This window comes from Streptomyces gamaensis (genome assembly GCF_042656465.1).
Lineage (GTDB): Bacteria > Actinomycetota > Actinomycetes > Streptomycetales > Streptomycetaceae > Streptomyces > Streptomyces gamaensis.
The window spans coordinates 1-24573 of record NZ_JBHSPB010000038.1 but is presented as its reverse complement, the minus strand read 5'-3'; the positions used below and the strand labels follow the sequence as shown (position 1 = coordinate 24573).

Here is a 24573-nt window from a genome sequence, read left to right as displayed (position 1 = left end):
GGTCTCGTGGGTTCGGGTCCGGTCCGATGGGCCGGGTCTGCTCGTCGGTGGCCGGTCACTGGTTGCCGCAGGCGGGCACCGGCGCGGGGTCGAGCCAGGGCAGGTCGTGCCCCATCCGGTCCCGCTTGGTGCGCAGGTACCGCAGATTGTGCTCGCCGGCCTCGACGGGCACGGGCTCCCGGCCGGTCACGCGCAGGCCGTACCGGACGAGGGCCTCGGTCTTGTCGGGGTTGTTGGTCATCAGCCGCAGGGAGCGCACGCCGAGGTCGGCGAGGATGCGGGCGCCCGCGGCGTAGTCGCGGCCGTCGGCGGGCAGGCCGAGGTCGAGGTTGGCGTCGAGCGTGTCGCGGCCGTGCTCCTGCAGCTCGTACGCGCGCAGTTTGGGCAGCAGTCCGATGCCGCGGCCCTCGTGGCCGCGCAGGTAGAGCACGACGCCGCGGCCCTCCTCGGCGACGCGTTCCAGGGAGGCCCGCAGCTGCGGGCCGCAGTCGCAGCGCAGCGAGCCGAGGACGTCGCCGGTGAGGCACTCGGAGTGCAGCCGCACCAGGACGTCCTCGCCGTCGCCGAGGTCTCCGGCGACGAGCGCGATGTGTTCGGTGCCGTCGGCGCGGTAGCCGTGGGCGCGGAAGTCGCCGAAGGCGGTGGGCAGTCTGGTGGTGGCCTCGCGCCGGACGGCGGGCCCCGGCGGCAGCTCGGGCGGGGCGGCGGCCGGGGACTGCGCGGCGCGGTGGGCGACGAGGTCCGCGATGGAGATGATCGACAGTCCGTGCCGGCGGGCGAAGGGCACGAGTTCGGGCAGCCGCAGCATGCGCCCGTCCTCGCCCGCGATCTCCACGATGGCGGCGGCGGGCCGCAGCCCGGCGAGCCTGGCCAGGTCGACGCCGGCCTCGGTGTGGCCGGTACGGACGAGGACGCCGCCAGGCCGGGCGCGCAGCGGGAAGACGTGTCCGGGCCGGACGAAGTCGCCCGCGGTGGCGGCGGGCTGTGCGAGCAGCCGGATGGTGGTGGCGCGGTCGGCCGCCGAGATGCCGGTGTCGGTGCCGTGGGCCCGGGAGGCGTCGACGGAGACGGTGAAGGCGGTGCGCATCGACTCGGTGTTGTCCTGGACCATCTGCGGCAGGTCGAGCCGGTCGAGGTCCTCGCCCTCCATGGGGACGCAGATCAGCCCGCGGCACTGGCTCATCATGAAGGCGACGGTCTCGGCGGTGATCTTCTCGGCGGCGACGACCAGGTCGCCCTCGTTCTCCCGGTCCTCGTCGTCCACGACGACCACCGGACGGCCCGCGGCGATGTCGGCGATCGCCCGTTCCACGGAGTCCAGCGTCAACTCGTCCGGCACGTAGGGGGTTTCGGCGGTGACGGTCACGCTGCCGCTCCTTCCAGGGCGGGCTCCGCGCCCGTACGGGAGCGCAGCCACCAGTCGCGCAGGCCCCACAGCACGAGGGCGAGGTAGATGACGTAGACCAGGCCGGAGAAGGCGAGCCCGCTGGTGAAGGCGAGGGGGACGCCGACGACGTCGACGAGCAGCCAGGCGAACCAGAACTCGATGAGCCCGCGGGCCTGGGCGACCATGGCGGCGAGCGTGCCGACGAAGATGTAGGCGTCCGGCCAGGGGTTCCAGGACAGTTGGGGTACGGCCACGAAGAGGGCGCCGACGGCGGCGGTGCCCACGGCGGTGCCCCCGAGCAGGACGGCGCGTTCGCGCCAGGTGGCGAAGCGCACGGCGATCGAGCCGTCCTGCGCGGTGCGCCGGCCGCGCTGCCACTGCCGCCAGCCCCACAGGGCCACGCCGATGACGAGGAGTTGCTTGCCGACTCCGCCGGAGAGGTGGGCGGAGGCGTAGGCGGTGACGAGGATCGCTCCGGAGAGGAGCTGGGCGGGCCAGGTCCAGATGGAGCGCCGCCAGCCGAGCGCGAGGGCGGCGAGCCCGATGGTGTTGCCGATCATGTCGGACCAGATGACGTGCTGGCCGAAGGCCGTGAACGCCTCGTCGCCGAGCCGGTCGATGACGTTCACGCGGCCGTCTCCTCGGTGTCGCGGGCCGGGCCGGAGAGCAGGCGCTCGACGTACTTGGCGAGCACGTCCACTTCGAGGTTGACGGGGTCGCCGGCCTGCTTGATGCCGAGGGTGGTCAGTTCGAGGGTGGTGGGGATGAGGCTGACGGTGAAGAAGTCCGGGCCGGCCTCGACGACGGTCAGGCTGATGCCGTCGACGGTGATGGAGCCCTTGTCGACGACGTAGCGGGCGAGCGCGGCGGGCAGGGAGATCTTCACGGCCTCCCAGCGTTCGCCGGGGGTGCGCTCCAGGATCGTGCCGGTGCCGTCGACGTGGCCCTGGACGAGGTGTCCGCCGAGCCGGCCGCCGAGCGCCATGGGGCGTTCGAGGTTGACGCGGGAGCCGGTGGCGAGGGCGCCGAGGCTGGAGCGGCGCAGGGTCTCGGCCATCACGTCGGCGGTGAACTCGCCGTCGGCGGTACCGACGACGGTCAGGCACACGCCGTTGACGGCGATGGAGTCGCCGTGCCGGGCGCCTTGGGTGACGACGGGGCCGCGCAGCCGGAAGCGGGAAGAGTCGCCGAGTTCCTCGACGGCGACGACTTCACCCAGTTCTTCGACGATTCCGGTGAACACGTTCAGCTCTCCTCGGGGGCGTGGGCGGTGGGGGCGGCGGTGATGCGCAGGTCGGGGCCGAGCCGGGTGACATCGGTGATGCCCAGGCGCAGCGCGGCGGTGACGGTGGCGATTCCGGCGTCGCCGAGGGCGGCGGGGCCCGCGCCGAGCAGGGCGGGCGCGAGATAGCCGACGACGCGGTCGACGGCGCCGGCCGCGACGAAGGCTCCGGCGAGGGCGGGCCCGCCCTCCAGCAGGACGGAGCGCACGCCCCGGCGGTGGAGTTCGGCGAGCAGCGCGTCGACGGCCAGGCCCGTGCCCTCGTGGGGCAGCCGGACGATGTCGACGCCGGGCAGGTGCGTGGTGTCGGCGTCCTCGCCGACGGCGATCAGCGTGGGTGCCGCGTCGTCGAGGACGCGGGCGCCGGGCCGCACGGTGGCGTGGGTGTCGACGACGACGCGCAGCGGCTGGCTGACGTCCTCCCAGCCGCGGGCGGCCAGATGGGGGTCGTCGGCGCGCAGGGTGCCCGCGCCGACGATCACCGCGTCGGCCTCGGCGCGCAGCCGGTGCACATCGGCGCGGGACTCGGCGGAGGTGATCCAGCGGCTGCTGCCGTCGGCGGCGGCGCTGCGGCCGTCGAGGGTGGCGGCGTACTTCCACAACACGTAGGGGCGGCCGCTCAGGACGGAGGTGAGCCAGGCGATGTTGCCGGCGGTGGCCTCGTCGGCGAGCAACCCGCCCTCGGTGTCGATGCCCGCGGCGGCCAGGGTGGCCGCCCCGCCGGTCGCGGCGGGTGTCGGGTCGGCGACGGCGTAGACGACGCGGCCGACGCCGGCGGCGATGAGCGCCTGGGCGCAGGGGCCGGTGCGGCCGGTGTGGTTGCAGGGTTCGAGGGTGACGACGGCGGTGCCGCCGCGGACGTCGTGGCCGGCTTCGGCGGCGGAGCACAGGGCGCTGACTTCGGCGTGCGGTCCGCCGGCCCGCTGGTGCCAGCCCTCGCCGACGGCCCGGCCCCGGGCGTCGAGCAGCACACAGCCGACGACGGGGTTGGGGCTGGTCGAGCCAAGGCCGCGGGCGGCGAGCGCGAGGGCGCGCCGCATCGCGTCGGCTTCGGTCGCGGTGGCCACCGGGTCCTCCTGCCTCTTCGGGCACGGACTCCGGGGCTGTCGTACGGGGACGACGAAGACGGGTGTGTCACCAGGGACACACGAAGTGTGTGCGGTACACCGGGGCCCGGGCGGGGCCCTGACCGACAGCTCACCCCTTCTTCGGGAGCGCCGCCGCCGGACGGTGCGACCGACACACGCCCGCCGCGCACTGCCTCCCATCCGGACTTTAACCGTCGGTCCAGGAATTTCACCTGGTCAACCGGCCGCTGGCTGCGGTCGGGTCGCGGACTGTAACCGCCGGTTCGGACTTTCACCGACCCCGGAGTGCGCTTGCGATCAATCGGTCTCACAACTACTGCAAGGCGTCCGACCTGCGAATTCCTTGAACTCTGCAGATCCGACGAGTCCGAGCGTACGCCGAGGTGCGGCGCGGTGTCCACGGAGATCTGACGGAGTGCGGCGCCCGTCACGCGGCGCCGGCCGCCTTCCCCGGGGCGGGGGCGCTGGGGAAGGATGGCGGTCCATGACCTCCGATGCGACGGGGACGGGCCGTCAACTGGCCCGCGCACGGCGGGCGTTGGCGGCCGTCTTCGCCGTGCACGGCGCGGTCGCCGGCGGTTTCGCGACCCGGATCCCCTGGCTGCAGGACCGCTTGGGGCTGACCTCGGGCCAACTCGGGCTGGCGCTGGCCTTTCCCGCGCTCGCTTCGGCGTGCGCGATGCCCTTCGCCTCGCGCGTCGTGCGGCGGCTGGGGTCCCGGGCCGGGCTGCGGCTGCTGCTCGCGCTGTGGTGCGCCTCACTCGCGCTGCCGGCCCTCTCCCCCGGCCTGCCCGCCCTGTGCGCGGCGCTGGCCTGCTACGGGGCGACGTCCGGGACGGCCGATGTGGCGATGAACGCGCTCGGGGTACGGACCGAGGAGCGGCTGGGGCGGCCGGTGATGTCGTCGCTGCACGGGATGTGGTGCGTGGGGACGCTCGCCGGTTCGGCGGTGGGTACGGCCGCAGCGCACGCCGGCCTGGACGCGCGGCTCCATCTCGGCCTGGCGGCCGGGGTGTTGGCCGCCGTGGGGCTGGTGGTGTGCCGCTGGGTCCTCGACCCGCCGCCGGCTCCCGCGCCCGTACCTGCTGCCGGGGCGCGGCGGCGGGCGCGTGAGCTGCTGCCCGTGCGCGGGGTGCTGGTGATCGGCGCGGTCGGTTTCTGCGCGGTGTTCGCCGAGGGCGCGAGCCTGGACTGGTCGGCGGTCTATCTGCGCGACGTGCTGGACGCGGGGGCGGGGCTCGCGGCGGGCTGCACGACGGTCTTCTCCTGTGCGATGGCGGGGGCGCGGCTCGCGGGGGACGCGGTGGTGCGGCGCCTGGGCGCGGTACGGACCGTACGTGCGGGCGGGCTGCTGGCGGTGGCGGGCGGTGCGCTGGTGGTCGCGGCCCCCTCGGCCGGCGGCTCCGGGGCGGCCGTGGCCGGTTTCGCCCTGATCGGCGTCGGGGTCTCGGTGGTCGTGCCGCTGGCGTTCGCGGCGGCGGGGCGCGGCGGGCGGGACGCGGGGCGGTCGATCGCGACCGTGGCGACGGTGGTCTACACGTCCGGGCTGATCGCCCCGACGGTCATCGGCCGGATCGCGGACGCGGCTTCGCTGCCGGTCTCGTTCGCGGTGGTCACCGCCCTGACGGCGGGTCTGGTGGCCGGGGCGGGCGTGCTGCGTGCCCCGGCCCGTGCGACGGCGGCCCCGCGAGGGGCCGCCGTGGGAGCGGAAGGGGACCGCTCGGAAGGAGAAGAGCCGGAAGGAGAAGGATCGGAAGGAGAGGAGGAAGACGGAACGAGGGGGGAACGGCCGGGCCGTACGGCGGGCCCGTGAGCCGGGTCCGTCGTACGGTCCGTGTCATCCGTCGGTGACGAGGTGCCGGTCAGAGGATGCCGAGGAGCCCGAGGCCGCCGTGGTGGCGGTGGTGCCCACCGCCCCAGCCGCCGCCCCAGCCGCCGTCGCAGCCGCCGCCCCAGCCACCCCAGCCACCCCAGCCGCCGCCCCAGCCGCCGTCGCAGCCGCCACCCCAGCCGCCGCCCCAGCCGCCGTGGCCGCGGTGGTGACGGCCGTGGCCGCCCCACCCGCCCCAGCCGCCGCCCCAGCCTTCGTCACAGTCGTCGTGGTGACGGCCCCAGCCCTCGTGGTGGTGGCCCCACCCGTCGTGGTGGTGACCCCAGCCTTCGTGATGCCGCCAGCGGTCGTGGTCGCAGTCGCGGTCGCGGTCCCGGTCCTTGTCCCGGTCCCAGCGGTGGTCGCAGTCGCGGTCCCGGCGGTGGTCGCGGCCCTTGTCGCGGTCGCGGTCCCGGTCCCGGTCCTTGTCCCGGTCCCGGTCGCGGTCCTTGTCCCGGTCACGGTCGTGGTCGTGGTCCCAGGCCTGGTGCGCCGGCGAGGACGGCGCGGCCTGGGCCAGTCCGGCGGCGGGGACGATCGCGACCGCGGCGAGAACGGCAGCGGCCGCAGTGCGGCCGACGAGGTTACGCATGCTTGTCTCCTGGATTGCAGGAATCGGACATAGCGAGACATACCTCGCATGGGGCGCGACACAGCAGCAGCCTCCGGGCATACAGTCCTACGGACCAGAACTTCCGCCGATTGCAGCAGCCCCCCGCGCCCTCCGGTGGCGGTTTCCGCAGGTGTCCGGGTGGCGCGGGGCACCCCGCGCGACGGCTTAGCATGGTCCGAAATCTCGACATCTCGACGTTTTGGGAGCATTCATGGGCCTCGGCGTGCGCTGGACCCTGCACGGCGACGGGCGCACCCCGGCCCCCGGAGCCGTGGTCAGACCGGACGAGCGGCTGTCGTGGCCGCGCACCGCGGGGCTGGGCGCCCAGCACGTGGTGGCCATGTTCGGCGCCTCGTTCGTGGCCCCGGTACTGATGGGCCTGGACCCCAACCTCGCGATCATGATGTCGGGTGTCGCGACCATGATCTTCCTGCTCGCCACCCGCGGCCGGGTGCCCAGCTATCTGGGGTGCAGCCTGTCCTTCGTGGGCGTGGCCGCGATCATCCGGGCCCAGGGCGGCGGCAGCGCGGCCGTCACCGGGGCGATCTTCGTGGTGGGCGCGGCGCTGTTCCTGGCCGGGCTGGTGGTGCGGCGGTTCGGGGCGCGCATCATCCACGCGGCGATGCCGCCGGTGGTCACCGGTGCCGTGGTCATGCTCATCGGCTTCAATCTCGCCCCGGTCACGGCACGGACGTACTGGCCGCAGGACCAGTGGACGGCGCTGCTGACGATGCTCTTCACCGGGCTCGCGGTGGTGTGCCTGCGCGGCTTCTGGTCCCGCGTGGCCATTTTCCTGGGGCTGCTCTTCGGCTACGGCATCTCCTGGGTCTTCGACCGGGTCTTCGGGAAGATCCACTCGGTCAACGGCGGCACGGAGGCGGTCGACCACTGGCGGCTGGACCTCTCGGGCGTGGCGAAGGCCGACTGGTTCGGTCTGCCCTCGCTGCACGCGCCGAGCTTCGGCTGGTCGGCGGCGCTCGTCGCGCTGCCGGTCGTCATCGCGCTGATCGCGGAGAACGCCGGGCACGTCAAGGCCGTCGGCGAGATGATCGACGATCCGCTGGACGACCAGCTGGGCACCGCGATCTCCGCGGACGGCGCGGCGACCATGCTCTCCACCGCGGTCGGCGGACCGGCCAACACCACCTACTCCGAGAACATCGGCGTCATGGCGGCCACCCGCGTCTACTCCACCGCCGCCTACTGGGCGGCGGCCGGCTTCGCCCTGCTCTTCGGGCTGTGCCCGAAGTTCGGCGCGGTCGTCGCGGCCGTCCCGGGCGGGGTGCTCGGCGGCATCACCGTGATCCTCTACGGCATGATCGGGCTGCTGGGCGCGCAGATCTGGGTGCACAACAAGGTGGACCTGCGCAATCCGCTGAACCTGGTGCCGGTCGCCGCGGGCGTGATCATCGGGATCGGCGGCGTCGGGCTGCGGATCAGCGACACCTTCGAGCTGAGCGGTATCGCGCTCGGCACGATCGTGGTGCTCTCCGGCTACCACGTGCTGCGTGCCCTGGCCCCGGCCCATCTGCGGCGTCAGGAACCGCTGCTGGACGCGGGGACGAGCGGCTACGACAGCGCCGCCGAGGCCGAGGCCGGCACCGACGGCCCCGACACGGCGCGCCGCGAGGCCTGAGCGCTCCGCTGGAAGTCCGGCACGTCGGCTGCGGGTGCGTCGTGGCCGGTCGCGCCCACACGGCGGAGCCGCACACCGCAAAGGCCCCGCGTCCCTTCGGGGCGTCACCCGAACCGCACCGGACTTCGCCAAGCCCGCTCAGCCCCGCCGTTCCGGCCCCCCGCCCGAACCGGCGCCCGGTGCCGGTTCATCCGTTCCGGTCATCCGGCACCACAGGGGTCGCTACGCTCCGTACTCAGCTGTCACCCTGTGTGTATGACTTCGACGCGCACGACACGACAGACGCAGCACGGCGCACCCCCGGAGCAGCGGCGGCAGGCGGTGCCCGCCGGGATCGAGCGGGTCCTGGCGCGGATGCGCGCCCTGGCGGAGGCCCTGCCCCCGAGGGACGGGGTGGCGGTCTTCAACCGCGTCTATCTCCAGGTGACCCAGGAGGTCTCGCAGCGGGTGGCGGCCGGGGAGTTCGCGGACCGGTCGGCGACGACCGAGCTGGACGTCCTGTTCGCCGGGCGCTATCTGGCCGCCGTCGACCGGGTGGCGGCCGGGCAGCGCCCGCCGGCGGCGTGGCGGCCGCTGTTCCGGCTGCGCGGCCATCCGGCGGTGGCGCCCCTGCAGTTCGCGCTGGCCGGCATCAACGCGCACATCGGCCACGACCTCGCGCTCTCCCTCGTCGACACCTGCCGCGCCCTGGATGTCGAACCCCATGTGCTGGAGGCGGACTTCGAGCGGATCGGCCGGCTGCTGACCGGCATGGAGGAGCGGGTCCGCGAGGAGCTGATGCCGGGGCCCGACCTGCTGGACGCCGCCGATCCGCTGACGCACCTGGTGGGTTCGTGGAGCCTGGCGGCGGCGCGCGGCGCGGCGTGGGCGTCGTTCCGCACCCTGTGGGCGCTGAAGGACAAGCCGGACGTGGCCGAGGAGTTCGCGGACCGCATCGACTCCGGTGTGGGCCTGGTGGGCCGCTGTCTGCTGACGCCCCTGGGCTGAGGCCGGGCGGCGGCGCCCGGCCCCGGCCCGGGGCAACCACCGTCAGTCCTCGGGGAGTTCGGCCGGAGCGAGCTCGTCGAAGCGGTCGCCGGGCCCCGGGTTGGCGGCGTCCGTCGTCCCGCCGAACCGGCGCATGACGCCCCACACGGCGTTCAGCGCGGTCTGCACGGCGCCCTCGGCCCAGCCCGCCGTCCAGGAGATGTCGTCGCCGGCGAGGAAGATGCCGCGCTTGTCCTCGGGCAGCCGCTCCTGCATGAAGTGGGTGAACAGCCGCCGCTGGTAGCGGTAGTGGCCGGGCAGGTTCGCCTTGAACGCGCCCATGAAGTACGGCTCGTTCTCCCAGGAGACCGTCACCGGGTTGCCGATGATGTGCTTGCGGATGTCGACCTTGGGATAGATCTCGCCGAGCGACTTGAGCATGACCTCCATGCGCTCGTTCGCCGACAGCGGCAGCCACTTGAGGCTGTCGTCGCACCAGGTGTAGGAGAGGCAGATCACGGCGGGCTTGCCGGGCCCGTCGTCCAGCAGGTAGGTGCCGCGCGTCATCCGGTCGGTGAGCGTCATCGACATCACGTCCCGGCCCGTCTCCTCGTCCTTGTCCAGCCAGAACGGCCGGTCGACCGGCACGAACAGCTTGGACGACTCCATGTAGTGGGTGCGCTCCATCGCCGTCCAGTGGTCGATGGGGAACAGCTCGTCGTCGCACTGGATCTTCGACAGCAGCATCCAGGACTGCGCGGTGAACACCGCGGCCCGGTAGGAGCGGATGTCCCCGGTCGCGTCGGTGACGGTGATGCGGTTGCCGGCCGTACGGTGCAGCCGGGTGACCGCCGGGCGCGGCGCGCCGTCGTGCAGCGAGGACAGCGAGGTGCCCGCGGGCCAGTGCACGAGCTTGTCCGGCTCGCGCTCCCACAGCCGCAGCGGCAGCTGCTGGCTGCCGCCGACGATGCCCCGGTGGTGGTCGTCGGCCTCGGTGTAGACGACGCGCAGGATCTCCAGGATGGAGTTGGGGAAGTCGGTGTCCCAGCCGCCGGTGCCGAAGCCGACCTGGCCGAAGATCTCGCGGTGCCGGAAGGAGGTGAAGGCCTTCGAGTCGCACAGGAAGCCGTAGAAGGTCTGGTTGTCGAGCTTCTCCACCAGGCGGGCCCAGATCTCGCGGATGCGCGGTACGTCGCGCTCGCGCAGGGCCCGGTTCATGGCGGAGAAGTCGGCTCCCTCCTCCAGACAGGCGTTCCAGGCTTCGGCGACCTCGCGGTAGACCGGCGGCAGGTCGTCGATCGTCCGCGCGTAGTGGCTCTGTCCCTTGAGGTCGACGACGGTCGAGGGGGTGTCGGGGGCGAGCGGGTTGGGGAACGGCTTGGTCTCCAGGCCGACCAGGTCGATGTAGTACTGGAGCGCGGTGGAGCTCGGGGGGAAGCGCATCGCTCCCATCTCGGCGGTCAGCGAGGGGTCGCAGCCGTCGAAGCCGACGGTGCGCAGCCTGCCGCCGATTTGGTCGGCCTCGTAGACGACCGGCCTCAGGCCCATCTTCATCAGCTCGTAGGCGGTGATGATGCCGGACAGGCCGCCGCCGATGACCGCGACCTCGCTGCCGTGCTCGGCCGCGGGGATCTGGCCGAGGCCCGCGGGGTGGGCGAGGAAGTCGTCGTAGGGGAAGGGGAAGTCCGGGCCGACCATGGTGATGGGCGGCAGGGCCGGCGGCTCCTGCTCGTCGTGGGCGGCGGTGGGCACCATGGACGTCATCGCGTGGACTCTCCTACGGGCACAGGGGGTTGGAGGAAGCAGCGGAACGGGCGGCAGGGGCGTACGGCCCGGCTCACACGAGCGAGGTGTACAGCTCCGGCCGGCGGTCGCGCAGATAGGTGTTCTCGGCGCGCGAGGCGGCGACGAGGGCGGGGTCGACGTCGGCGACCAGCAGGTCCTCGCCGGCGCCCGCGCGCGCCCGTACGGTCCCGTCGGGCGCGGCGAGGCAGGACAGCCCGGCGAAGGCGAACTCCCCTTCCGTGCCGCAGCGGTTGACGTAGGCGAGGTAGAGCTGGTTCTCCCACGCGCGGGCCGGGACGAGGGTCTGCGGGACGATCTCGTACGGGCGCATGAGCGCGGTCGGCGCGAGCAGCAGCTCGGTGCCGGCCAGGGCGTGCGCCCGTACGGGCTCGGGGAACTCGACGTCGTAGCAGATGAGCAGCCCGAGCCGGACCCCGTCGAGTCCGGCCTGCACCACGGGTGCGTCGCCGGGGGTGAAGTGGGCCGTCTCGTAGGCGCCGAAGAGGTGGGTCTTGCGGTAGCGCGCGAGGTGGCGGCCGTCGGGGCCCGTCAGCTGCAGGGAGTTGAAGACGTGCTCGCCGTCGCGCTCGGGGTAGCCGTGGCCGATGGCCAGGCCGTGCTCGGCGGCGATCCGGGCGACGGCGCGGGCGCCGGGGCCGTCGGCGGGCTCGGCGCGCTCGCGCACGGCCGCGCCGAGGGCGTAACCGGTGAGGTAGAGCTCATTGGTGAGCAGCAGCCGGGCGCCCGCGGCGGCGGCCCGGCGGGCGGCGGCGTCGAGGGCGGCCAGGCTCGCGTCCGTGGTCGCGGGAACGCCGGCGGGGCCCTGGAACAGCGCGATGCGCAGCGGCGTCATGCTCGACCTCGTTCACCTTGCGTTGCCCCAACGGGCGCTCGTTTACGACGCCTTGACGGTACGGTTCGGTAACTCCGGTGGACAAGGCGTGGATATTGCGTGTGAGTGAACGAATCGTTGCGTGTTTCCGACGTTTGGCGGTCGATCGTTGCGCGTTCCGCGGAAGCCGTGCGCGAGACCCGCGCATCGGATACGGCCCGTGTCCGGGCCGGTACGTCAGGAGGGGGCGCCGGAGCTGAAGCGGCGCAGCAGCGGGGAGAGGACGAGCACCGACTTGGTGCGCTCGACGAAGGGCTCCCCCGCGATCCGTTCCAGGACCCGCTCGAAGTGCCGCATGTCGGAGGCGAAGATCTGCACGATGGCGTCGGCCTCCCCGGTGACGGTGGAGGCCGACGCCACCTCGGGGTAGCGCGACAGGCCGCGGTGGATCGCCTCGGGCGAGGTGTTGCGGCGGCAGTAGAGCTCGATGAAGCCCTCGGTCTCCCAGCCGAGGGCGGCCGGGTCCACTCGGACGGTGAACCCGGTGATGGCGCCCTCGGCGCGGAGCCGGTCGACGCGCCGTTTGACGGCGGGCGCGGAGAGGCCGATCTCCGCGCCGATGTCGGCGTAGGAGCGCCTGGCGTCCTCGGCCAGGGCGTGCACGATGCGTTCGTCGAGCTCGTTCAGTCGCACTGCGGGTGGATCACTTCTGCTAGGGGGTCTTGCCAGGGGCCTGCACTGCTTCCCGGGCGAGCCGCGAGCGGCTCTTCCCGTACCAGAAGTAGATCACGAGCCCGACCGCCATCCAGACCGCGAACACCACCCAGGTGATCACGTCGAGGCTGCCCATCATGTACACGCACAGCAGGAAGCCGATGCCCGGGAAGATCGGGCTGAGCGGCACGCGGAAGCCGCGCTTCATGTCGGGCCGGGTCCGGCGCAGCACGATGACGGCCACGTTGACCAGCGCGAAGGCGAAGAGCGTGCCGATGCTGGTGGCGTCGGCGAGCTGGCCGAGCGGGACGGCGGCGGCGAGGATGCCGCAGAACGCGGAGACGATGAGGGTGTTGGCGCGCGGCACCCCGCTCTTGGCGTGCACCTTGGCGAAGACCTTGGGCACCAGGCCGTCGCGGGCCATCGCGAAGAGGATGCGGGTCTGCCCGTAGAGCACGGTGAGCACGACGCTGGCGATCGCGATGACGGCGCCGGCGGCGAGCAGGACGGCCCAGAAGCCCTGTCCGGTGACGTCCTTCATGATCCCGGCGAGTGCCGCCTCGGTGCCCTCGAACTTCTGCCAGGGCATCGCGCCGACGGCCACGGCCGCGACCAGGCAGTACAGGGCGGTGACGATGATCAGCGAGAGCATGATGGCGCGCGGCAGGTCGCGCTGGGCGTTCTTGGCCTCCTCGCCGGCCGTGGAGGCGGCGTCGAAGCCGATGTAGGAGAAGAACAGCGAGGCGCCCGCGGAGCTCATGCCCGCGATGCCGAGCGGCATGAACGGCTTGTAGTTGCCGGCCTTGATGCCCTGGAAGGCGACGGCGCAGAACAGCAGCAGTGCCGCGATCTTCACCACGACCATGACGGTGTTGGCGCGGGCGCTCTCCTTGGCACCGCCCAGCAGGAAGGCCATGCACAGCAGGACGACGATCAGCGCGGGCAGGTTGAACAGGCCGCCGTCGCCGGGGGGCTGGGCGAGCCAGTCGGGGATGGTGACCCCGATCGTGCCGTCGAGGAGTTCGTTGAGGTACTGGCCCCAGCCGACGGCGACGGCCGCGACCGAGACGCCGTACTCCAGGATCAGACACCAGCCGCACACCCAGGCGACGAGCTCGCCGAGGGTCGCGTAGGCGTAGGAGTAGGAGGAGCCGGAGACCGGGATGGTGCCGGCGAGCTCCGCGTAGGACAGGGCGGAGAACAGCGCGGTGAGCCCGGCGATGACGAAGGAGACGATCACGGCGGGGCCCGCCTTGGGCACGGCCGTGCCGAGCACGACGAAGATGCCGGTGCCGAGCGTCGCCCCGATGCTGATCATCGTCAGCTGCCACATGCCGAGGGAGCGGCGCAGTGTGCCGCCCTCGCCCTGGCCGCCCTCGGCGACCAGGAGCTCGACCGGCTTGCGCCGCATGACCCCGGAGCCGGGGCCGCTGCCGGGCCGCCCGCCCCGCCCGCGCTTGCCCGCGGCGGGGGGCGCTGTGCCGTTGTCCAACACTGGGTGGCTCCATTCGTCGCTGCCGGCCTGTGAGGGGCGGTACCGGCAGTGACGGCTCGCGCCGGGGCGCCGGCCCGAGCCGGGGCCACCCGTAGCGAAAGAAACCGCCGAGCCAGCGGTTCCCGCCACTCCACGTACTAGCGCAGACCTTACGAGGTGGAAACCTGCGCTCGTAATGCACCATTCTTGCGTATGCGCGTACGAACGTTGCGCAGGGGGGTCATCAACGGGCGATCGTTGCACGTCAGGTCATGAATCGGTACATCCGGGCACGCCGTGCCGGAGCGAACCGGAATCCGGCCGGGACACGAAGAACGGGGCGCGGGCCTGAAGCTCAGGCCCGCGCCCCGCGGGAAACGGAGGCGGCTCGCGCCGCCCGGCCGGTTACTGCCAGCTGGCGTGCAGCGGCTTGCCCTCGGCGTAGCCGGCGGCGCTCTGGACACCGACGACGGCGCGCTCGGCGAACTCCTCCAGGGAGCCGGCGCCCGCGTAGGTGCAGGAGGAGCGGACACCGGCGATGATCGAGTCGATCAGGTCCTCGACGCCCGGACGGGCCGGGTCGAGGAACATGCGCGAGGTGGAGATGCCCTCCTCGAACAGCGCCTTGCGGGCGCGGTCGTAGGCGGACTCCTCGGAGGTGCGGTTGCGCACGGCGCGCGCGGAGGCCATGCCGAAGCTCTCCTTGTACAGCCGGCCGTCGGCGGTCTGCTGCAGGTCGCCCGGGGACTCGTAGGTCCCGGCGAACCAGGAGCCGATCATGACGTTGGACGCGCCGGCGGCCAGCGCCATGGCCACGTCGCGCGGGTGCCGGACGCCGCCGTCGGCCCACACGTGCTTGCCGTACTTCTTCGCCTCGGCGGCGCACTCCAGGACGGCGGAGAACTGCGGGCGGCCCACGCCGGTCATCATGCGGGTGGTGCACATGGCGCCGGGGCCCACACCGACCTTGATGATGTCCGCGCCGGCCTCGATGAGGTCGCGCACGCCCTCGGCGGCGACGATGTTGCCCGCGACGATCGGGACGCTCGGGTCCAGCGACCGGACCGCCTTGACCGCGGCGATCATGCCTTCCTGGTGACCGTGCGCGGTGTCCACGACGATCGTGTCGGCACCGGCCTCCAGCAGGGCCTTGGCCTTGCCGGCGACGTCGCCGTTGATGCCGACGGCGGCGGCGATGCGCAGCTTGCCCTCGCCGTCGACGGCGGGCTTGTACAGGGTCGCGCGCAGGGCGCCCTTGCGGGTGAGGATGCCCACGAGCCGGCCGTCCGCGTCGACGGCGGGGGCGAGCTTGCGGTGGGCGGCGTCGAGCTGGTTGAAGGCCTCGCGGGGGTCGATGCCGGCGTCGAGGAGGAGCAGCTCCTTGGACATGACCTCGGACAGCTGGGTGAAGCGGTCCACGCCGGTCAGGTCGTGCTCGGTGACCACGCCGACGGGGCGGTGGTCGGCGTCGACGACGACACCCGCGCCGTGCGCCCGCTTGGGCAGCAGGGACAGCGCGTCCGCGACGGTCTGGGTGGGCGTGAGGACGATCGGGGTGTCCAGCACGTGGTGGCGGGTCTTGACCCAGGAGATGACGTCGGTGACGACCTCGATCGGGATGTCCTGGGGGATGACCACGAGGCCGCCGCGGCGGGCGACCGTCTCGGCCATGCGGCGGCCGGCGATCGCGGTCATGTTGGCGACCACGAGCGGGATGGTGGTGCCCGTACCGTCCTGGGAGGACAGATCGACGCCCTGGCGGGAACCGACCGCGGAGCGGCTCGGCACCATGAACACGTCGTCGTACGTGAGGTCGTACGGCGGCTTCTGGTCGTTGAGGAAACGCATTGCTAACTCTCTCACCTGCGGTTTCGACCTGCTGAGCGGGTGGGAGTCAGCGCAGAACCGTGGCCGGACCGGGCTGTGGCTCCTGGACCCATCATCCATGATGTCGCCGCTCCGTGGGGAATCGAAGCGGCATTCTGTACCTTTTGACCGGCTCTGTCGGTGATCTCTGTACGTTCGGCCAGACACCTTCGGTCCTTCGGCCACATCCGGGGACGGGGCAGCGGAAACGGCTGGGGCCGGGCGGCGGTCGTACGCGTACGACCGCCGCCCGGCCCCAGCCGCTCACCCCGCTGTCGGGACCGCCGGGCTCAGGAGCCGTCCGGGTCGGCCCGCTCCAGCGCGGGGCGTGGACCGGGGCCCGTCTCCGTCAGCAGATAGTCGGCGGCGGCGGTGTCCGTCACCAGGCTCGTCACGAGCCCCGAGCGCAGCACGGCGCCGATCGCCGCCGCCTTGCGCTGGCCGCCGGCGATCGCCACGACCTCCGGTATCCGGCGCAGCCGGTCGGCCTCGACGGTGATGCAGCGCTCCCCCAGGTCCCGGCCGATGCGGCGGCCGTCGGCCGCGAAGAGGTGCGCGGACATCTCCGCGGCGGCGCCCAGCGACGCGTAGTGCGCGCGCTCCTCCTCGTCGAGCATGTCGTAGACCGTCGAGATGCCCGGCTCCCAGGAGCCGATGGAGACGGCGGCGACGGTGACCTTGTCGAAGTACTCGAAGGCGCGGGCGATGCCGGTCTGGCCGCGCAGCGCGGCGGCGGTCGCCGAGTCGGGCAGCAGCATCGGCGCGTAGATCGGGTGCGCCTCGCCGCCGGAGACCTGCGCCGCCCTGCGCACGGCCTCCACCGAGCCGCGCTCGGCCGTGCCCGCGTCGTAGACCCCGGTGAGCTGGACGACCGTGCACGGCGGCAGCCGGTGCAGGGCGGCCGCCATGTGGATGGTCGAACGGCCCCAGGCCAGCCCCAGCACATCGCCCTCGTGCACCAGCTCGCCGAGCAGGTCCGCCGCCACCTCGCCGAGGTTCTCCGGGTCGGGCGCGTCCTCGGCGGCGTCCGCCGGGGACTCGACGACGACGGCGTGCCGCAGACCGTAGCGCGAGCGCAGCGCGTCGGAGCGCTCCGCGTCCAGCTCGGCGGGCACCCGGATCTCGATCCGCACCAGATCCCGCTCCAGGGCGCTCTCCAGCACCCGCGCGACCTTGAAGCGGCTGACGCCGAACTCCTCGGCGATCTGGATCTTCGACTTGCCCTCAAGATAGAAACGGCGAGCCATGGCCGCCGCCTGCACCAGCTCGGCGGGCCCCATCGGTGTGGCTGAACGGCCCGTCGACACCACGGTCCCCTCACTTCTGTGTTCGTGCTGTGGACTCCACCGTCATCCTGTCAGAAACGGCGGTCCTTGATCAGACCCCGGCCTGCGCCCTCAGCATTTCGGGCGAGTGCCGGGCACGGCGTCAGTGCGCGCAGGGCCGGGCCGCGGTGGCCGTGGCCCGCTCCGCCTGCGCGCGCAGGGAGCGTACGGCGGCCGCCGGGTCCTGGCTACCGTAGACGGCGGAGCCCGCCACGAAGACGTCCGCGCCGGCCTCGGCGCAGCGCTCGATGGTCCGCTCCGAGACCCCGCCGTCGACCTGCAGCCACAGCTGCAGCCCGTGCCGGTCGATGAGCTCCCGGGTGCGGCGGATCTTCGGCAGCATGATGTCCAGGAAGGCCTGGCCGCCGAAGCCGGGCTCCACCGTCATGATCAGCAGCATGTCCAGCTCGGGCAGCAGGTCCTCGTACGGCTCGATCGGCGTCGCCGGCCTGAGCGCCATCGAGGCGCGGGCGCCCTTGGCCCGGATCTCCCGCGCCAGCCGCACGGGCGCGGCGGCCGCCTCCGCGTGGAAGGTCACCGACCCGGCGCCGGCCTCGACGTACTGCGGCGCCCAGCGGTCCGGGTCCTCGATCATCAGATGGCAGTCCAGCGGGGTGTCCGTGGCCCGGCTCAGCGACTCGACGACCGGCACGCCCAGGGTGAGGTTGGGCACGAAGTGGTTGTCCATGACGTCGACGTGGAGCCAGTCGGCGCCCTTGACCGCCCGCGCCTCGTCGGCGAGACGGGCGAAGTCGGCGGAGAGGATGCTGGGGTTGATCTGCACTGCCATGCGACAAGCCTGCCATGCCACTCGGGATGCGCTTGACGTGGGGCGGCACCGGTGGTGCCCGGCCTCCCCGGTCCCGGCGGACCGGCCGTCGACGGCCGAGGGCCTCAGCCCGTACGCCGCAGCAGCGCCAGGTACATCGCGTCCGTCCCGTGCACGTGCGGCCACAGCTGCACGTCCGGGCCCTCGCCCAGGGAGGGAACCCCCGGCATGAGGGGACGCGCGTCGATCCACTCCGCCTGCGGCGCGGGCCCGCCGCGTCCCCGCAGCACGTCGTCCACGACGACCCGCGTCTCCGCCGGATGCGGCGAGCACGTCGCGTAGCCGACGACACCGCCGACCCGCACGGCCGCCAACGCCTCGCGCAGCAGCCCGCGTTGGAGCGTCGCGAAGCCGGACACGTCCTCGGGGCGGCGGCGCCAGCGGGCCTCGGGGCGGCGGCGCAGGGCGCCGAGGCCCGAGCAGGGCACGTCGACGAGGACCCGGTCGAAGGAGCCGGGCCGCCACGGCGGGCGGGTGCCGTCGGCGGCGATCACCTGGTACGGGCCGGGGTTGCCGGCCAGCGCCCGGGCGACGAGCCGGGCACGGTGCGGCTGCTTCTCGGAGGCCAGCAGCGCGGCTCCGCGCCGCGCGGCGAGCGCGCCGAGCAGCGCCGCCTTGCCGCCGGGGCCGGCGCAGCCGTCGAGCCAGCGGGCGTCGGGCCCGTCCAGGGGGGCGTTCGCCAGGGCGAGCGCGACGAGCTGGCTGCCCTCGTCCTGGACGCCCGCCCGGCCCTCGCGCACCGCGTCCAGCGCCCCGGGGTCGCCGCCCTCGGCGAGCCGCACCGCGTACGGCGACCAGCGGCCGGCCCGGGCGCGGTCCTGGCCTGCGGCGGTCAGCAGTTCCTCGGGCGTCGCCCGGCCGGGGCGGGCGACGAGGGTGACCTCGGGCCGCTCGTTGTCGGCGGCCAGCAGGTCCTCGATGGCGGCGCGGCCGCCGCCGAGCGCGTCCCACAGGGCGGAGACGACCCAGCGCGGGTGGGAGTGGACGACGGCGAGGTGCTCCTCGGGGTCGTCCTCGTAGGGCGGGGCGACCCGCTCCAGCCAGCCCTCCAGGTCGTCGGCGGCGATCCTGCGCAGCACGGCGTTGACGAACTTCGCGCGCCCGTCGCCGAGGACCACGCGCGCCAGCTCGACGCTGGCGGAGACGGCCGCGTGCGGCGGGATACGGGTCCCGAGCAGCTGGTGGGCGCCCAGGCCGAGCACGTCCAGCACCGGCGGGTCCACCTCGCGCAGCGGCCGGTCCACGCAGGCGGCGACGATCGCGTCGTAGGTGCCCCGCCGGCGCAGCGTGCCGTAGACCAGCTCGGTGGCGAGGGCCGCGTCGCGGGCGTCGAAGTCCCCCCGCTCGCGGGCCTTGCGCAGCAGGGGCGGGAGCACCAGGTTCGCGTACGCGTCGCGCTCGTCGACGGCCCGCAGCGCCTCGAAGGCGAGGATGCGCACCGGGTCCTTCTTGGGCCTGCGGTGGGGGCGTGCGGGGCGGCGGCGTGCGCGGTCGTTCACGAAAGGTGCTCCGGTTGCGAAAGGGGTCACGGCTCCCGGGCACGGCCCGGGAGAGCTCACCAAGCCTACGCCCCGCCGAGCTTCTCACCAGCACCGATACGCACACCCCGGGCCCAGTCGGCGGCCTTCATCGGCTTCTTGCCCTGAGGCTGGACCCACAGCAGCTCGACCGCGTGGGAGCCGGTGCCGGCGTGCACGGAGTTCTTGGCGGGGGCGAGCTCGCCGGGGGCCAGGGCCGCGCGGTCGGGCGTCAGGGCCACCGACATGATCTTCAGGCGTTCGCCGCGGAAGGTGGTCCAGGCGCCGGGGCTGGGGGCGCAGCCGCGCACCACACGGTCCACGCGCAGCGCGGGCGCGGCCCAGTCGATGCGGGCGTCCGCGACCTCGATCTTCGGGGCGAGCGTGATGCCCTCGGCGGGCTGCGGCACGGCCTTGAGGGTGCCGTCCTCGATGCCGTCCATGGTGGCGGCGAGCAGTCCGGCGCCCGCGAAGGCGAGCCGGGTCAGCAGGTCGCCGCTGGTGTCGGTGGGCCGCACCTGCTCGGTGACCACCCCGTAGACGGGCCCGGAGTCCAGGCCCTCCTCGATGAGGAAGGTCGAGGCGCCGGTGACCTCGTCGCCCGCGAGCACGGCGTGCTGGACAGGGGCGGCGCCGCGCCAGGCGGGCAGCAGCGAGAAGTGCAGGTTGACCCAGCCGTGCGCGGGGATCTCCAGGGCGGCCTTGGGCAGCAGGGCGCCGTAGGCGACGACCGGGCAGCAGTCGGGAGCCAGTTCACGCAGCCGGTCGAGGAACTCGGGCTCGCGCGGGCGGGCGGGCTTGAGCACCTCGATGCCCGCCTCCTGCGCACGCTCGGCGACCGGGCTCGCGACGAGCCGCCGGCCGCGGCCGGCGGGGGCGTCCGGCCGGGTGACCACGGCGACGACCTCGTGCCGGTCCGAGGCGATCAGGGCGTCGAGGGCGGGGACGGCGACCTCGGGGGTACCGGCGAAGACGAGCCTCATGGGTGGCGGACTACCTCTCTGCTCTGCGTGTGCCGCTCTGCTCTGCGGGTGCCGCGTCGTGACGGCGCGTCGGAAGGCGCCGGGCCGGTGCGCGGCCGGCTCGTCCGGACGCCGGACGGAACGGCGCACCAGTCTAGAGGGCCCTCCCAGGGGGCGTACGGGCAGTCGCACGCCTCATTCCGGAGGATGTGCGCCCCCATACCGTGACCCGGCGGCCCGTAGCGCGTTGTGGTCAAGTGAGATTGACCGAACCGGGCCGCAGGCTGCGGCCCGCTTCCATTGCGCGTCAACTCTCGCCATATTCCGTCCTTTTACCCCGCCGGTCCGAGAGGCTTCTTCATGGCCGACCACGCAACCCACGACGCCCAGGCACGGGCCAGCCTGCATCTACTGGTCCGGGACATCGAGCGGGTCCGCAGGCAGGTGGATGCCCTGCGCACCCTCACCGCCCAGCTCGGCAACGTCTACCGCCCGCGGCGCACCGGCCCGTCCGCGGGCTTCGTCGTCTACGGGCGAGCGCCGGCGCCGACCGTCCGCCTGGCACAGGAGTTGCGGGACAGTGTCGAGACGCTGGTGACGGCCGCGGTGGACTTCGACCGCTCGCTGGGCTTCTCGTGGGACGCGGTGGGATCGGCGCTCGGCGTCACCAAGCAGGCGGTGCACCGGCGGTACGGGGCGCGCCGCGCGGGCGGGCAGAGCACGGCGGACGGCGCGGACGGGGTACGGACCGCGGAGGCCCCGGCGGTCCCGGTCGTCCCGGCGGCCCGCAGCGTCACCGACCGCCCGGCCCCCGCCCACCGCGACGAGCCCCGCCCCCCGGCCTTCCCGGGCCCACGCAACGGGTAGCCCTCCGGGCCGGGCGCCAACGCCCCTGCCGGCCACGGCATGTGAGGCGCACCTCCGCGCCCCGGAAAACCGGCAGCCTCGCCGGCTGCCCGACCGGGCCGGCGACTTCGCGGCCGGCCGCGAGGGCGGATACCGCTCCGGGCTACGCGCCGCGGGAATCGCCCACAGCCGTCCGGGAGTCCGGGCCACGTCCGCGCCGTGCGGTCGGCATACGGTCGGCGTCCGGCGGCGGAACGGGCCCCGACGGCTGGTACCGCTCCAGGCCGCGCAGCGCGGGAATCACCCCCAGCCGTCCGGGAGTCCGGGAGCGTCCGCGCCGTGCGGTCGGCGCGCGGTCGGGCACGGCGGCGGAAACGGGCCGCAAGAGCCCGTACCGCTCCAGGCCGCGCGCCGCTCGAATCGCCCCGACCGCCCGCCACTCGTCCGGGAGTTCCGGCCACGTCCGCGCCGTGCGATCGGCGTACGGTCGGCGCACGGCGGCGGAACGGGCTGCGAGGGCCGGTACCGCTCCGAGCCGCAGGAGTCGCCCCGACCGTCCGCCACCCGCCCGGGAGTCCGGGCCACGTCCGCGCCGTGCGGTCGGCATACGGTCGGCGTCCGGCGGCGGAACGGGCCCTGCGGTCCGATGCCGTCCCGCGTCACGCGCCCGGCCCGCGGGGCCCGCATCCCACCCGTGCCGGACGCCACCCCGCAGGCGGCACGTGTACCCCGATCCGACGACCTGGACGGGCGCGCGGGCGCCCGTCAGCCGATGTCCAGGGGGTCGACCCACAGCGCGACCGGCTCGCCCTCGCGGCGGGCCAGCCGGGTCGCCTGGGCCGTCTTGAGCGCCGTGGCCAGCGCGGCCCCGCGGCCCGGGGGTACGCGCAGCAGCGCCCGGTCCCACTGCTCCCCCGGCGGGGGACCACCGGGGCGGCGGGGCCGGCCGGGCCGGGGCACCGGCAGCGGTACGGGGCCCAACACCTCGGCGTCCGGCGGCAGTTCGGCCGTCGCGAGGAACGCGGCGACGTCCTGCGGGGGGCCCGCGACGGACGCCATCCGGGACACCGGGGGGAAGCCCAGCTCGGCCCGGTCGGCCAGCTCCCGGCGCGCGTGCCCGGCGGGATCCCAGCGCACCAGCGCCTGGACGGGGCGCAGCGAAGACTCGGCGACGACGACCACGGTGCCGCCCGCCTCCCGTCCGCGCACCAGCGCGGCCGCACCCAGCCAGCGGCGCAGCGCCTCCTCCTCGGCACGCAGGTCCGGGAAGCCCAGCAGGGCCCAGCCGTCCAGGAGCAGGGCGGCCGCGTAGCCGCCCTCGGCGGCCGGTTCGGCGCCGGGCGTGGAGACGACGATCGCGGGGCTGTCCGGGACGGTGGCCAGGACATGATCGCGTCCCGAGGTGCGCACGGGCACGGACGGGAAGGCCCGGCCCAGTTCCTCCGCCGTGCGGCGGGCTCCCACGATCCGCGCGCGCAGCCGGCCGCCGCCGCACCCGGCGCAGTACCAGTCGGCCCGCTCGCGCCCGCACCAGCCACAGCGCAGCGGGGCATCGGGCCCGGGCGCCTCCAGGGGCCCGGCGCAGTGCCCGCACCGGGCCGGCTCGCGGCAGCGCTCGCAGGCCAGCCGGGGGGCGTAGCCGCGGCGCGGCACCTGGACGAGGACGGGCCCGTGCCGCAGGCCCTCGCGGGCGGTCTCCCAGGCGACGGAGGGCAGCCGGGCGGCCCGCGCGGCGGCGTCGCGCGCCTCGTCCGCCTCCCCCACGGTACGGACGCGGGGCGCGCACGTACGCAGCACCTCGCGGGGCGCGGCCAGCGGCAGCGCCCAGCCGGTGGCGACGAGCCGGGCCGCCTCCACGGTGCAGCCGAAGCCGCCGAGCAGGAAGGCCGCCTTCTCGGCCAGGGCCCGGGAGACCAGCACCTCGCGCGCGTGCGGGTGCGGGGCCTGCGGGGTGCTGTGGCTGGAGTCCCCGTCGTCCCAGACGGCGACGAGACCGAGGTCGCGCACGGGCGCGAACATCGCGGCGCGGGTGCCGACGACGGCCCGTACCGCGCCCCGGTTGACCGCGAGCCAGCGGCGGTAGCGCTCCTCCGGCCCGAGCTCGGCCGTCAGCAGCACGTGCCGGCCCGCCCCGAGCAGGGCGGTGAGGGCGTCGTCCACGCGGGCGGCGGCCCGTCCGTCCGGGACGACGATCAGCGCACCGCGCCCGGAGGCCAGGGCGGCTGCCGCGGCCCGCGCCAGCTCCTGCGGCCAGTGCGGGCCGGGCAGGGCGGTCCACACGGCGCGCGGGGCGTCGCCGCGGGCGACGGCGTCGAGGAAGGCCGGGCCCGTCGGATAGCGGGACCAGCTGCCGGGCTCCGGCACGGGAGGCGGCGGGAGCGGCCGGGGAGAGGACTCGGCCTCGATACGGGCGTGCCGGGGCGGTACGGCCAGCTGCAGCACGTCGGCGAGCGAGCCCGCGTAGCGGTCGGCGACGGAACGGCACAGCGCCAGCAGGGCGGGGCCCAGCACGGGCTCGGGCGAGAGCACCTGGGCTATCGCGGCCAGCGGGCCCCGGTAGTCGGACTCGGCGACGCGCTCGACGATGAATCCGTCGAGGAGCCCGCCGCCCTCGCGGCGCCCCTCGCGCACCTGGCGCGTGCCCGCGCCGAACCGCACCCGTACCCGGGTGCCCGGCTGGGCGTCGGCGTCGAGCTCGGCGGGCACGGCGTAGTGCCACAGCTGGTCGAGGTGGACGGGGCCCTTGTCGACGAGGACACGGGCGACGGGCAGCTCGGCGGCCAGCGGCGCGCCGCGCCACGTGCGGGGTCTGGCCTTGGGCGGTTTGGCCTTGCGCACGGTCTCGCGGATGAGCGCGAGCTGCTCACCCCCCGGCGGCACCGCGGCCCGCTCCGGCCCCGGCTGCCCGTTCTCGCTGCTCACGGTTTCAGTCTTAGCAGACGGCACGGACAGCGGCGTTTCCGACGGACAACAGCAAGCGGGGCCCTCATGCCGGGGGTCCGGGGGTTGCCCCCGGGCCGGCACAGCGCAGACGGCACGGATAGCGGCGTTCTCGACGAACAACAGGACGCACGACAGCAAGCGGGGCCCCCGTGCCGGGGGCACAGCAGCGGCCCCGGACCACAACCGGTCCGGGGCCGCACACGCGCTGCGCGCAGCGCGACTGGCTTACTTACAGGCCTGCGGCCTTCTTCAGTGCCTCGACGCGGTCGGTGCGCTCCCACGTGAACTCCGGCAGCTCACGCCCGAAGTGCCCGTACGCCGCCGTCCTGGAGTAGATCGGGCGCAGCAGGTCGAGGTCGCGGATGATCGCGGCCGGGCGGAGGTCGAAGACCTCCGAGACCGCGTTCTCGATCCGCTCGGTCTCCACCGTGTTCGTGCCGAAGGTCTCCACGAACAGACCCACCGGCTCGGCCTTGCCGATCGCGTACGCCACCTGCACCTCGCAGCGCGCGGCCAGACCGGCCGCGACCACGTTCTTCGCGACCCAGCGCATCGCGTACGCCGCCGAACGGTCCACCTTGGACGGGTCCTTGCCGGAGAACGCACCGCCGCCGTGACGGGCCATACCGCCGTAGGTG

The 24573-nt window shown here is 74.2% G+C and carries 20 protein-coding genes and 1 riboswitch; of the genes, 4 read left to right on the top strand and 16 right to left on the bottom strand.

Translation table 11 applies throughout. The features are described from left to right. Positions 1–55: 55 nt before the first annotated feature. The 4 genes from ACFP1Z_RS32625 to ribD are packed head-to-tail and all read right to left on the bottom strand — an operon-like array spanning position 56 to position 3736. Positions 56–1366 carry a bifunctional 3,4-dihydroxy-2-butanone-4-phosphate synthase/GTP cyclohydrolase II gene (locus ACFP1Z_RS32625; protein ID WP_390321524.1) on the bottom strand — a complete coding sequence of 437 codons (1311 nt, stop codon included), beginning with the start codon at positions 1364–1366 and terminating at the stop codon, positions 56–58. Further along, positions 1363–2016 carry a nicotinamide mononucleotide transporter family protein gene (locus tag ACFP1Z_RS32620; RefSeq protein ID WP_390321522.1) on the bottom strand — a complete coding sequence of 218 codons (654 nt, stop codon included), beginning with the start codon at positions 2014–2016 and terminating at the stop codon, positions 1363–1365. The genes ACFP1Z_RS32625 and ACFP1Z_RS32620 overlap by 4 nt, the downstream gene beginning before the upstream one ends. Next, on the bottom strand, positions 2013–2630 hold the full coding sequence (locus ACFP1Z_RS32615; protein ID WP_390321520.1) for a riboflavin synthase: 618 nt from the start codon (positions 2628–2630) through the stop codon (positions 2013–2015). The genes ACFP1Z_RS32620 and ACFP1Z_RS32615 overlap by 4 nt, the downstream gene beginning before the upstream one ends. Positions 2631–2632: 2 nt before the next feature. Further along, complete coding sequence (ribD, locus tag ACFP1Z_RS32610; RefSeq protein WP_390321518.1) at positions 2633–3736, bottom strand: bifunctional diaminohydroxyphosphoribosylaminopyrimidine deaminase/5-amino-6-(5-phosphoribosylamino)uracil reductase RibD; 1104 nt, start codon at positions 3734–3736, stop codon at positions 2633–2635. Positions 3737–3919: 183 nt separating this feature from the next. After that, positions 3920–4050, bottom strand: a riboswitch (FMN riboswitch). A gap of 191 nt (positions 4051–4241) precedes the next feature. Here ribD and ACFP1Z_RS32605 point away from each other — a divergent pair. Beyond that, positions 4242–5570 carry an MFS transporter gene (locus ACFP1Z_RS32605; RefSeq protein WP_390321516.1) on the top strand — a complete coding sequence of 443 codons (1329 nt, stop codon included), beginning with the start codon at positions 4242–4244 and terminating at the stop codon, positions 5568–5570. A gap of 49 nt (positions 5571–5619) precedes the next feature. Here ACFP1Z_RS32605 and ACFP1Z_RS32600 read toward each other — a convergent pair whose 3' ends face one another. Then, positions 5620–6219 carry a hypothetical protein gene (locus tag ACFP1Z_RS32600; RefSeq protein ID WP_390321514.1) on the bottom strand — a complete coding sequence of 200 codons (600 nt, stop codon included), beginning with the start codon at positions 6217–6219 and terminating at the stop codon, positions 5620–5622. Positions 6220–6451: 232 nt separating this feature from the next. On the opposite strand from ACFP1Z_RS32600, the gene ACFP1Z_RS32595 reads away from it, so the two are divergent. Both ACFP1Z_RS32595 and ACFP1Z_RS32590 read left to right on the top strand, forming a co-directional pair. After that, positions 6452–7876, top strand: coding sequence for a uracil-xanthine permease family protein (locus ACFP1Z_RS32595; protein WP_390321511.1), 1425 nt, complete (start codon positions 6452–6454; stop codon positions 7874–7876). A 255-nt stretch (positions 7877–8131) separates the two neighbouring features. Beyond that, a complete protein-coding gene (locus tag ACFP1Z_RS32590) occupies positions 8132–8863 on the top strand; it encodes a DUF5995 family protein (protein ID WP_390321508.1) in 732 nt (243 codons plus the stop codon). Between the two features lie 42 nt (positions 8864–8905). On the opposite strand, the gene ACFP1Z_RS32585 is transcribed toward ACFP1Z_RS32590, so the two are convergent. The 9 genes from ACFP1Z_RS32585 to fmt all read right to left on the bottom strand — a co-directional run bounded on the left by ACFP1Z_RS32585 (position 8906) and on the right by fmt (position 20167). Then, the gene (locus tag ACFP1Z_RS32585) at positions 8906–10606 is read right to left on the bottom strand and encodes a flavin monoamine oxidase family protein (RefSeq protein ID WP_390321506.1); all 1701 of its coding nucleotides are present in this window, start codon (positions 10604–10606) and stop codon (positions 8906–8908) included. Between the two features lie 73 nt (positions 10607–10679). Further along, positions 10680–11480, bottom strand: coding sequence for a carbon-nitrogen hydrolase family protein (locus tag ACFP1Z_RS32580; RefSeq protein ID WP_390321504.1), 801 nt, complete (start codon positions 11478–11480; stop codon positions 10680–10682). Positions 11481–11696: 216 nt separating this feature from the next. Next, positions 11697–12152, bottom strand: coding sequence for an Lrp/AsnC family transcriptional regulator (locus ACFP1Z_RS32575; protein ID WP_126913291.1), 456 nt, complete (start codon positions 12150–12152; stop codon positions 11697–11699). Positions 12153–12171: 19 nt separating this feature from the next. After that, positions 12172–13668: an amino acid permease gene (locus ACFP1Z_RS32570; protein ID WP_390321501.1), complete on the bottom strand. Its 1497-nt coding sequence runs from the start codon at positions 13666–13668 to the stop codon at positions 12172–12174. Between the two features lie 384 nt (positions 13669–14052). Beyond that, positions 14053–15495, bottom strand: coding sequence for a GuaB1 family IMP dehydrogenase-related protein (locus ACFP1Z_RS32565; RefSeq protein ID WP_390321498.1), 1443 nt, complete (start codon positions 15493–15495; stop codon positions 14053–14055). Positions 15496–15803: 308 nt separating this feature from the next. After that, a complete protein-coding gene (locus ACFP1Z_RS32560; RefSeq protein ID WP_390321496.1) occupies positions 15804–16793 on the bottom strand; it encodes a sugar-binding transcriptional regulator in 990 nt (329 codons plus the stop codon). Positions 16794–16941: 148 nt separating this feature from the next. Continuing rightward, on the bottom strand, positions 16942–17628 hold the full coding sequence (gene rpe, locus ACFP1Z_RS32555; protein WP_390321494.1) for a ribulose-phosphate 3-epimerase: 687 nt from the start codon (positions 17626–17628) through the stop codon (positions 16942–16944). A 104-nt stretch (positions 17629–17732) separates the two neighbouring features. Next, positions 17733–19166, bottom strand: a complete 1434-nt coding sequence (locus ACFP1Z_RS32550) for an RsmB/NOP family class I SAM-dependent RNA methyltransferase (protein ID WP_390321492.1) — start codon at positions 19164–19166, stop codon at positions 17733–17735. 65 nt (positions 19167–19231) lie between these two features. Then, positions 19232–20167 (bottom strand): methionyl-tRNA formyltransferase, encoded by a 936-nt coding sequence (gene fmt / locus ACFP1Z_RS32545; protein WP_390321490.1) that lies wholly within the window; start codon positions 20165–20167, stop codon positions 19232–19234. Between the two features lie 339 nt (positions 20168–20506). Here fmt and ACFP1Z_RS32540 point away from each other — a divergent pair, with 339 nt between their 5' ends. Next, a complete protein-coding gene (locus tag ACFP1Z_RS32540; RefSeq protein ID WP_390321488.1) occupies positions 20507–21013 on the top strand; it encodes a hypothetical protein in 507 nt (168 codons plus the stop codon). Positions 21014–21757: 744 nt separating this feature from the next. Here ACFP1Z_RS32540 and ACFP1Z_RS32535 read toward each other — a convergent pair. Beyond that, positions 21758–23914, bottom strand: coding sequence for a primosomal protein N' (locus ACFP1Z_RS32535; protein ID WP_390321485.1), 2157 nt, complete (start codon positions 23912–23914; stop codon positions 21758–21760). A 250-nt stretch (positions 23915–24164) separates the two neighbouring features. After that, a partial coding sequence (locus ACFP1Z_RS32530) for a methionine adenosyltransferase domain-containing protein (RefSeq protein WP_390321483.1) occupies positions 24165–24573 on the bottom strand: 409 nt, incomplete at its 5' end.

Excerpts from the sequence above, each read along its gene's own strand:
- ACFP1Z_RS32605 (WP_390321516.1), top strand. The coding sequence starts at position 4,242 with ATGACCTCCGATGCGACGGGGACGGGCCGTCAACTGGCCCGCGCACGG.
- ACFP1Z_RS32565 (WP_390321498.1), bottom strand. The coding sequence starts at position 15,495 with ATGCGTTTCCTCAACGACCAGAAGCCGCCGTACGACCTCACGTACGAC.
- ACFP1Z_RS32600 (WP_390321514.1), bottom strand. The coding sequence starts at position 6,219 with ATGCGTAACCTCGTCGGCCGCACTGCGGCCGCTGCCGTTCTCGCCGCG.
- fmt (WP_390321490.1), bottom strand. The coding sequence starts at position 20,167 with ATGAGGCTCGTCTTCGCCGGTACCCCCGAGGTCGCCGTCCCCGCCCTC.
- ACFP1Z_RS32585 (WP_390321506.1), bottom strand. The coding sequence starts at position 10,606 with ATGACGTCCATGGTGCCCACCGCCGCCCACGACGAGCAGGAGCCGCCG.
- ACFP1Z_RS32580 (WP_390321504.1), bottom strand. The coding sequence starts at position 11,480 with ATGACGCCGCTGCGCATCGCGCTGTTCCAGGGCCCCGCCGGCGTTCCC.
- ACFP1Z_RS32590 (WP_390321508.1), top strand. The coding sequence starts at position 8,132 with ATGACTTCGACGCGCACGACACGACAGACGCAGCACGGCGCACCCCCG.
- ACFP1Z_RS32540 (WP_390321488.1), top strand. The coding sequence starts at position 20,507 with ATGGCCGACCACGCAACCCACGACGCCCAGGCACGGGCCAGCCTGCAT.
- ACFP1Z_RS32560 (WP_390321496.1), bottom strand. The coding sequence starts at position 16,793 with ATGGGGCCCGCCGAGCTGGTGCAGGCGGCGGCCATGGCTCGCCGTTTC.
- ACFP1Z_RS32595 (WP_390321511.1), top strand. The coding sequence starts at position 6,452 with ATGGGCCTCGGCGTGCGCTGGACCCTGCACGGCGACGGGCGCACCCCG.
- rpe (WP_390321494.1), bottom strand. The coding sequence starts at position 17,628 with ATGGCAGTGCAGATCAACCCCAGCATCCTCTCCGCCGACTTCGCCCGT.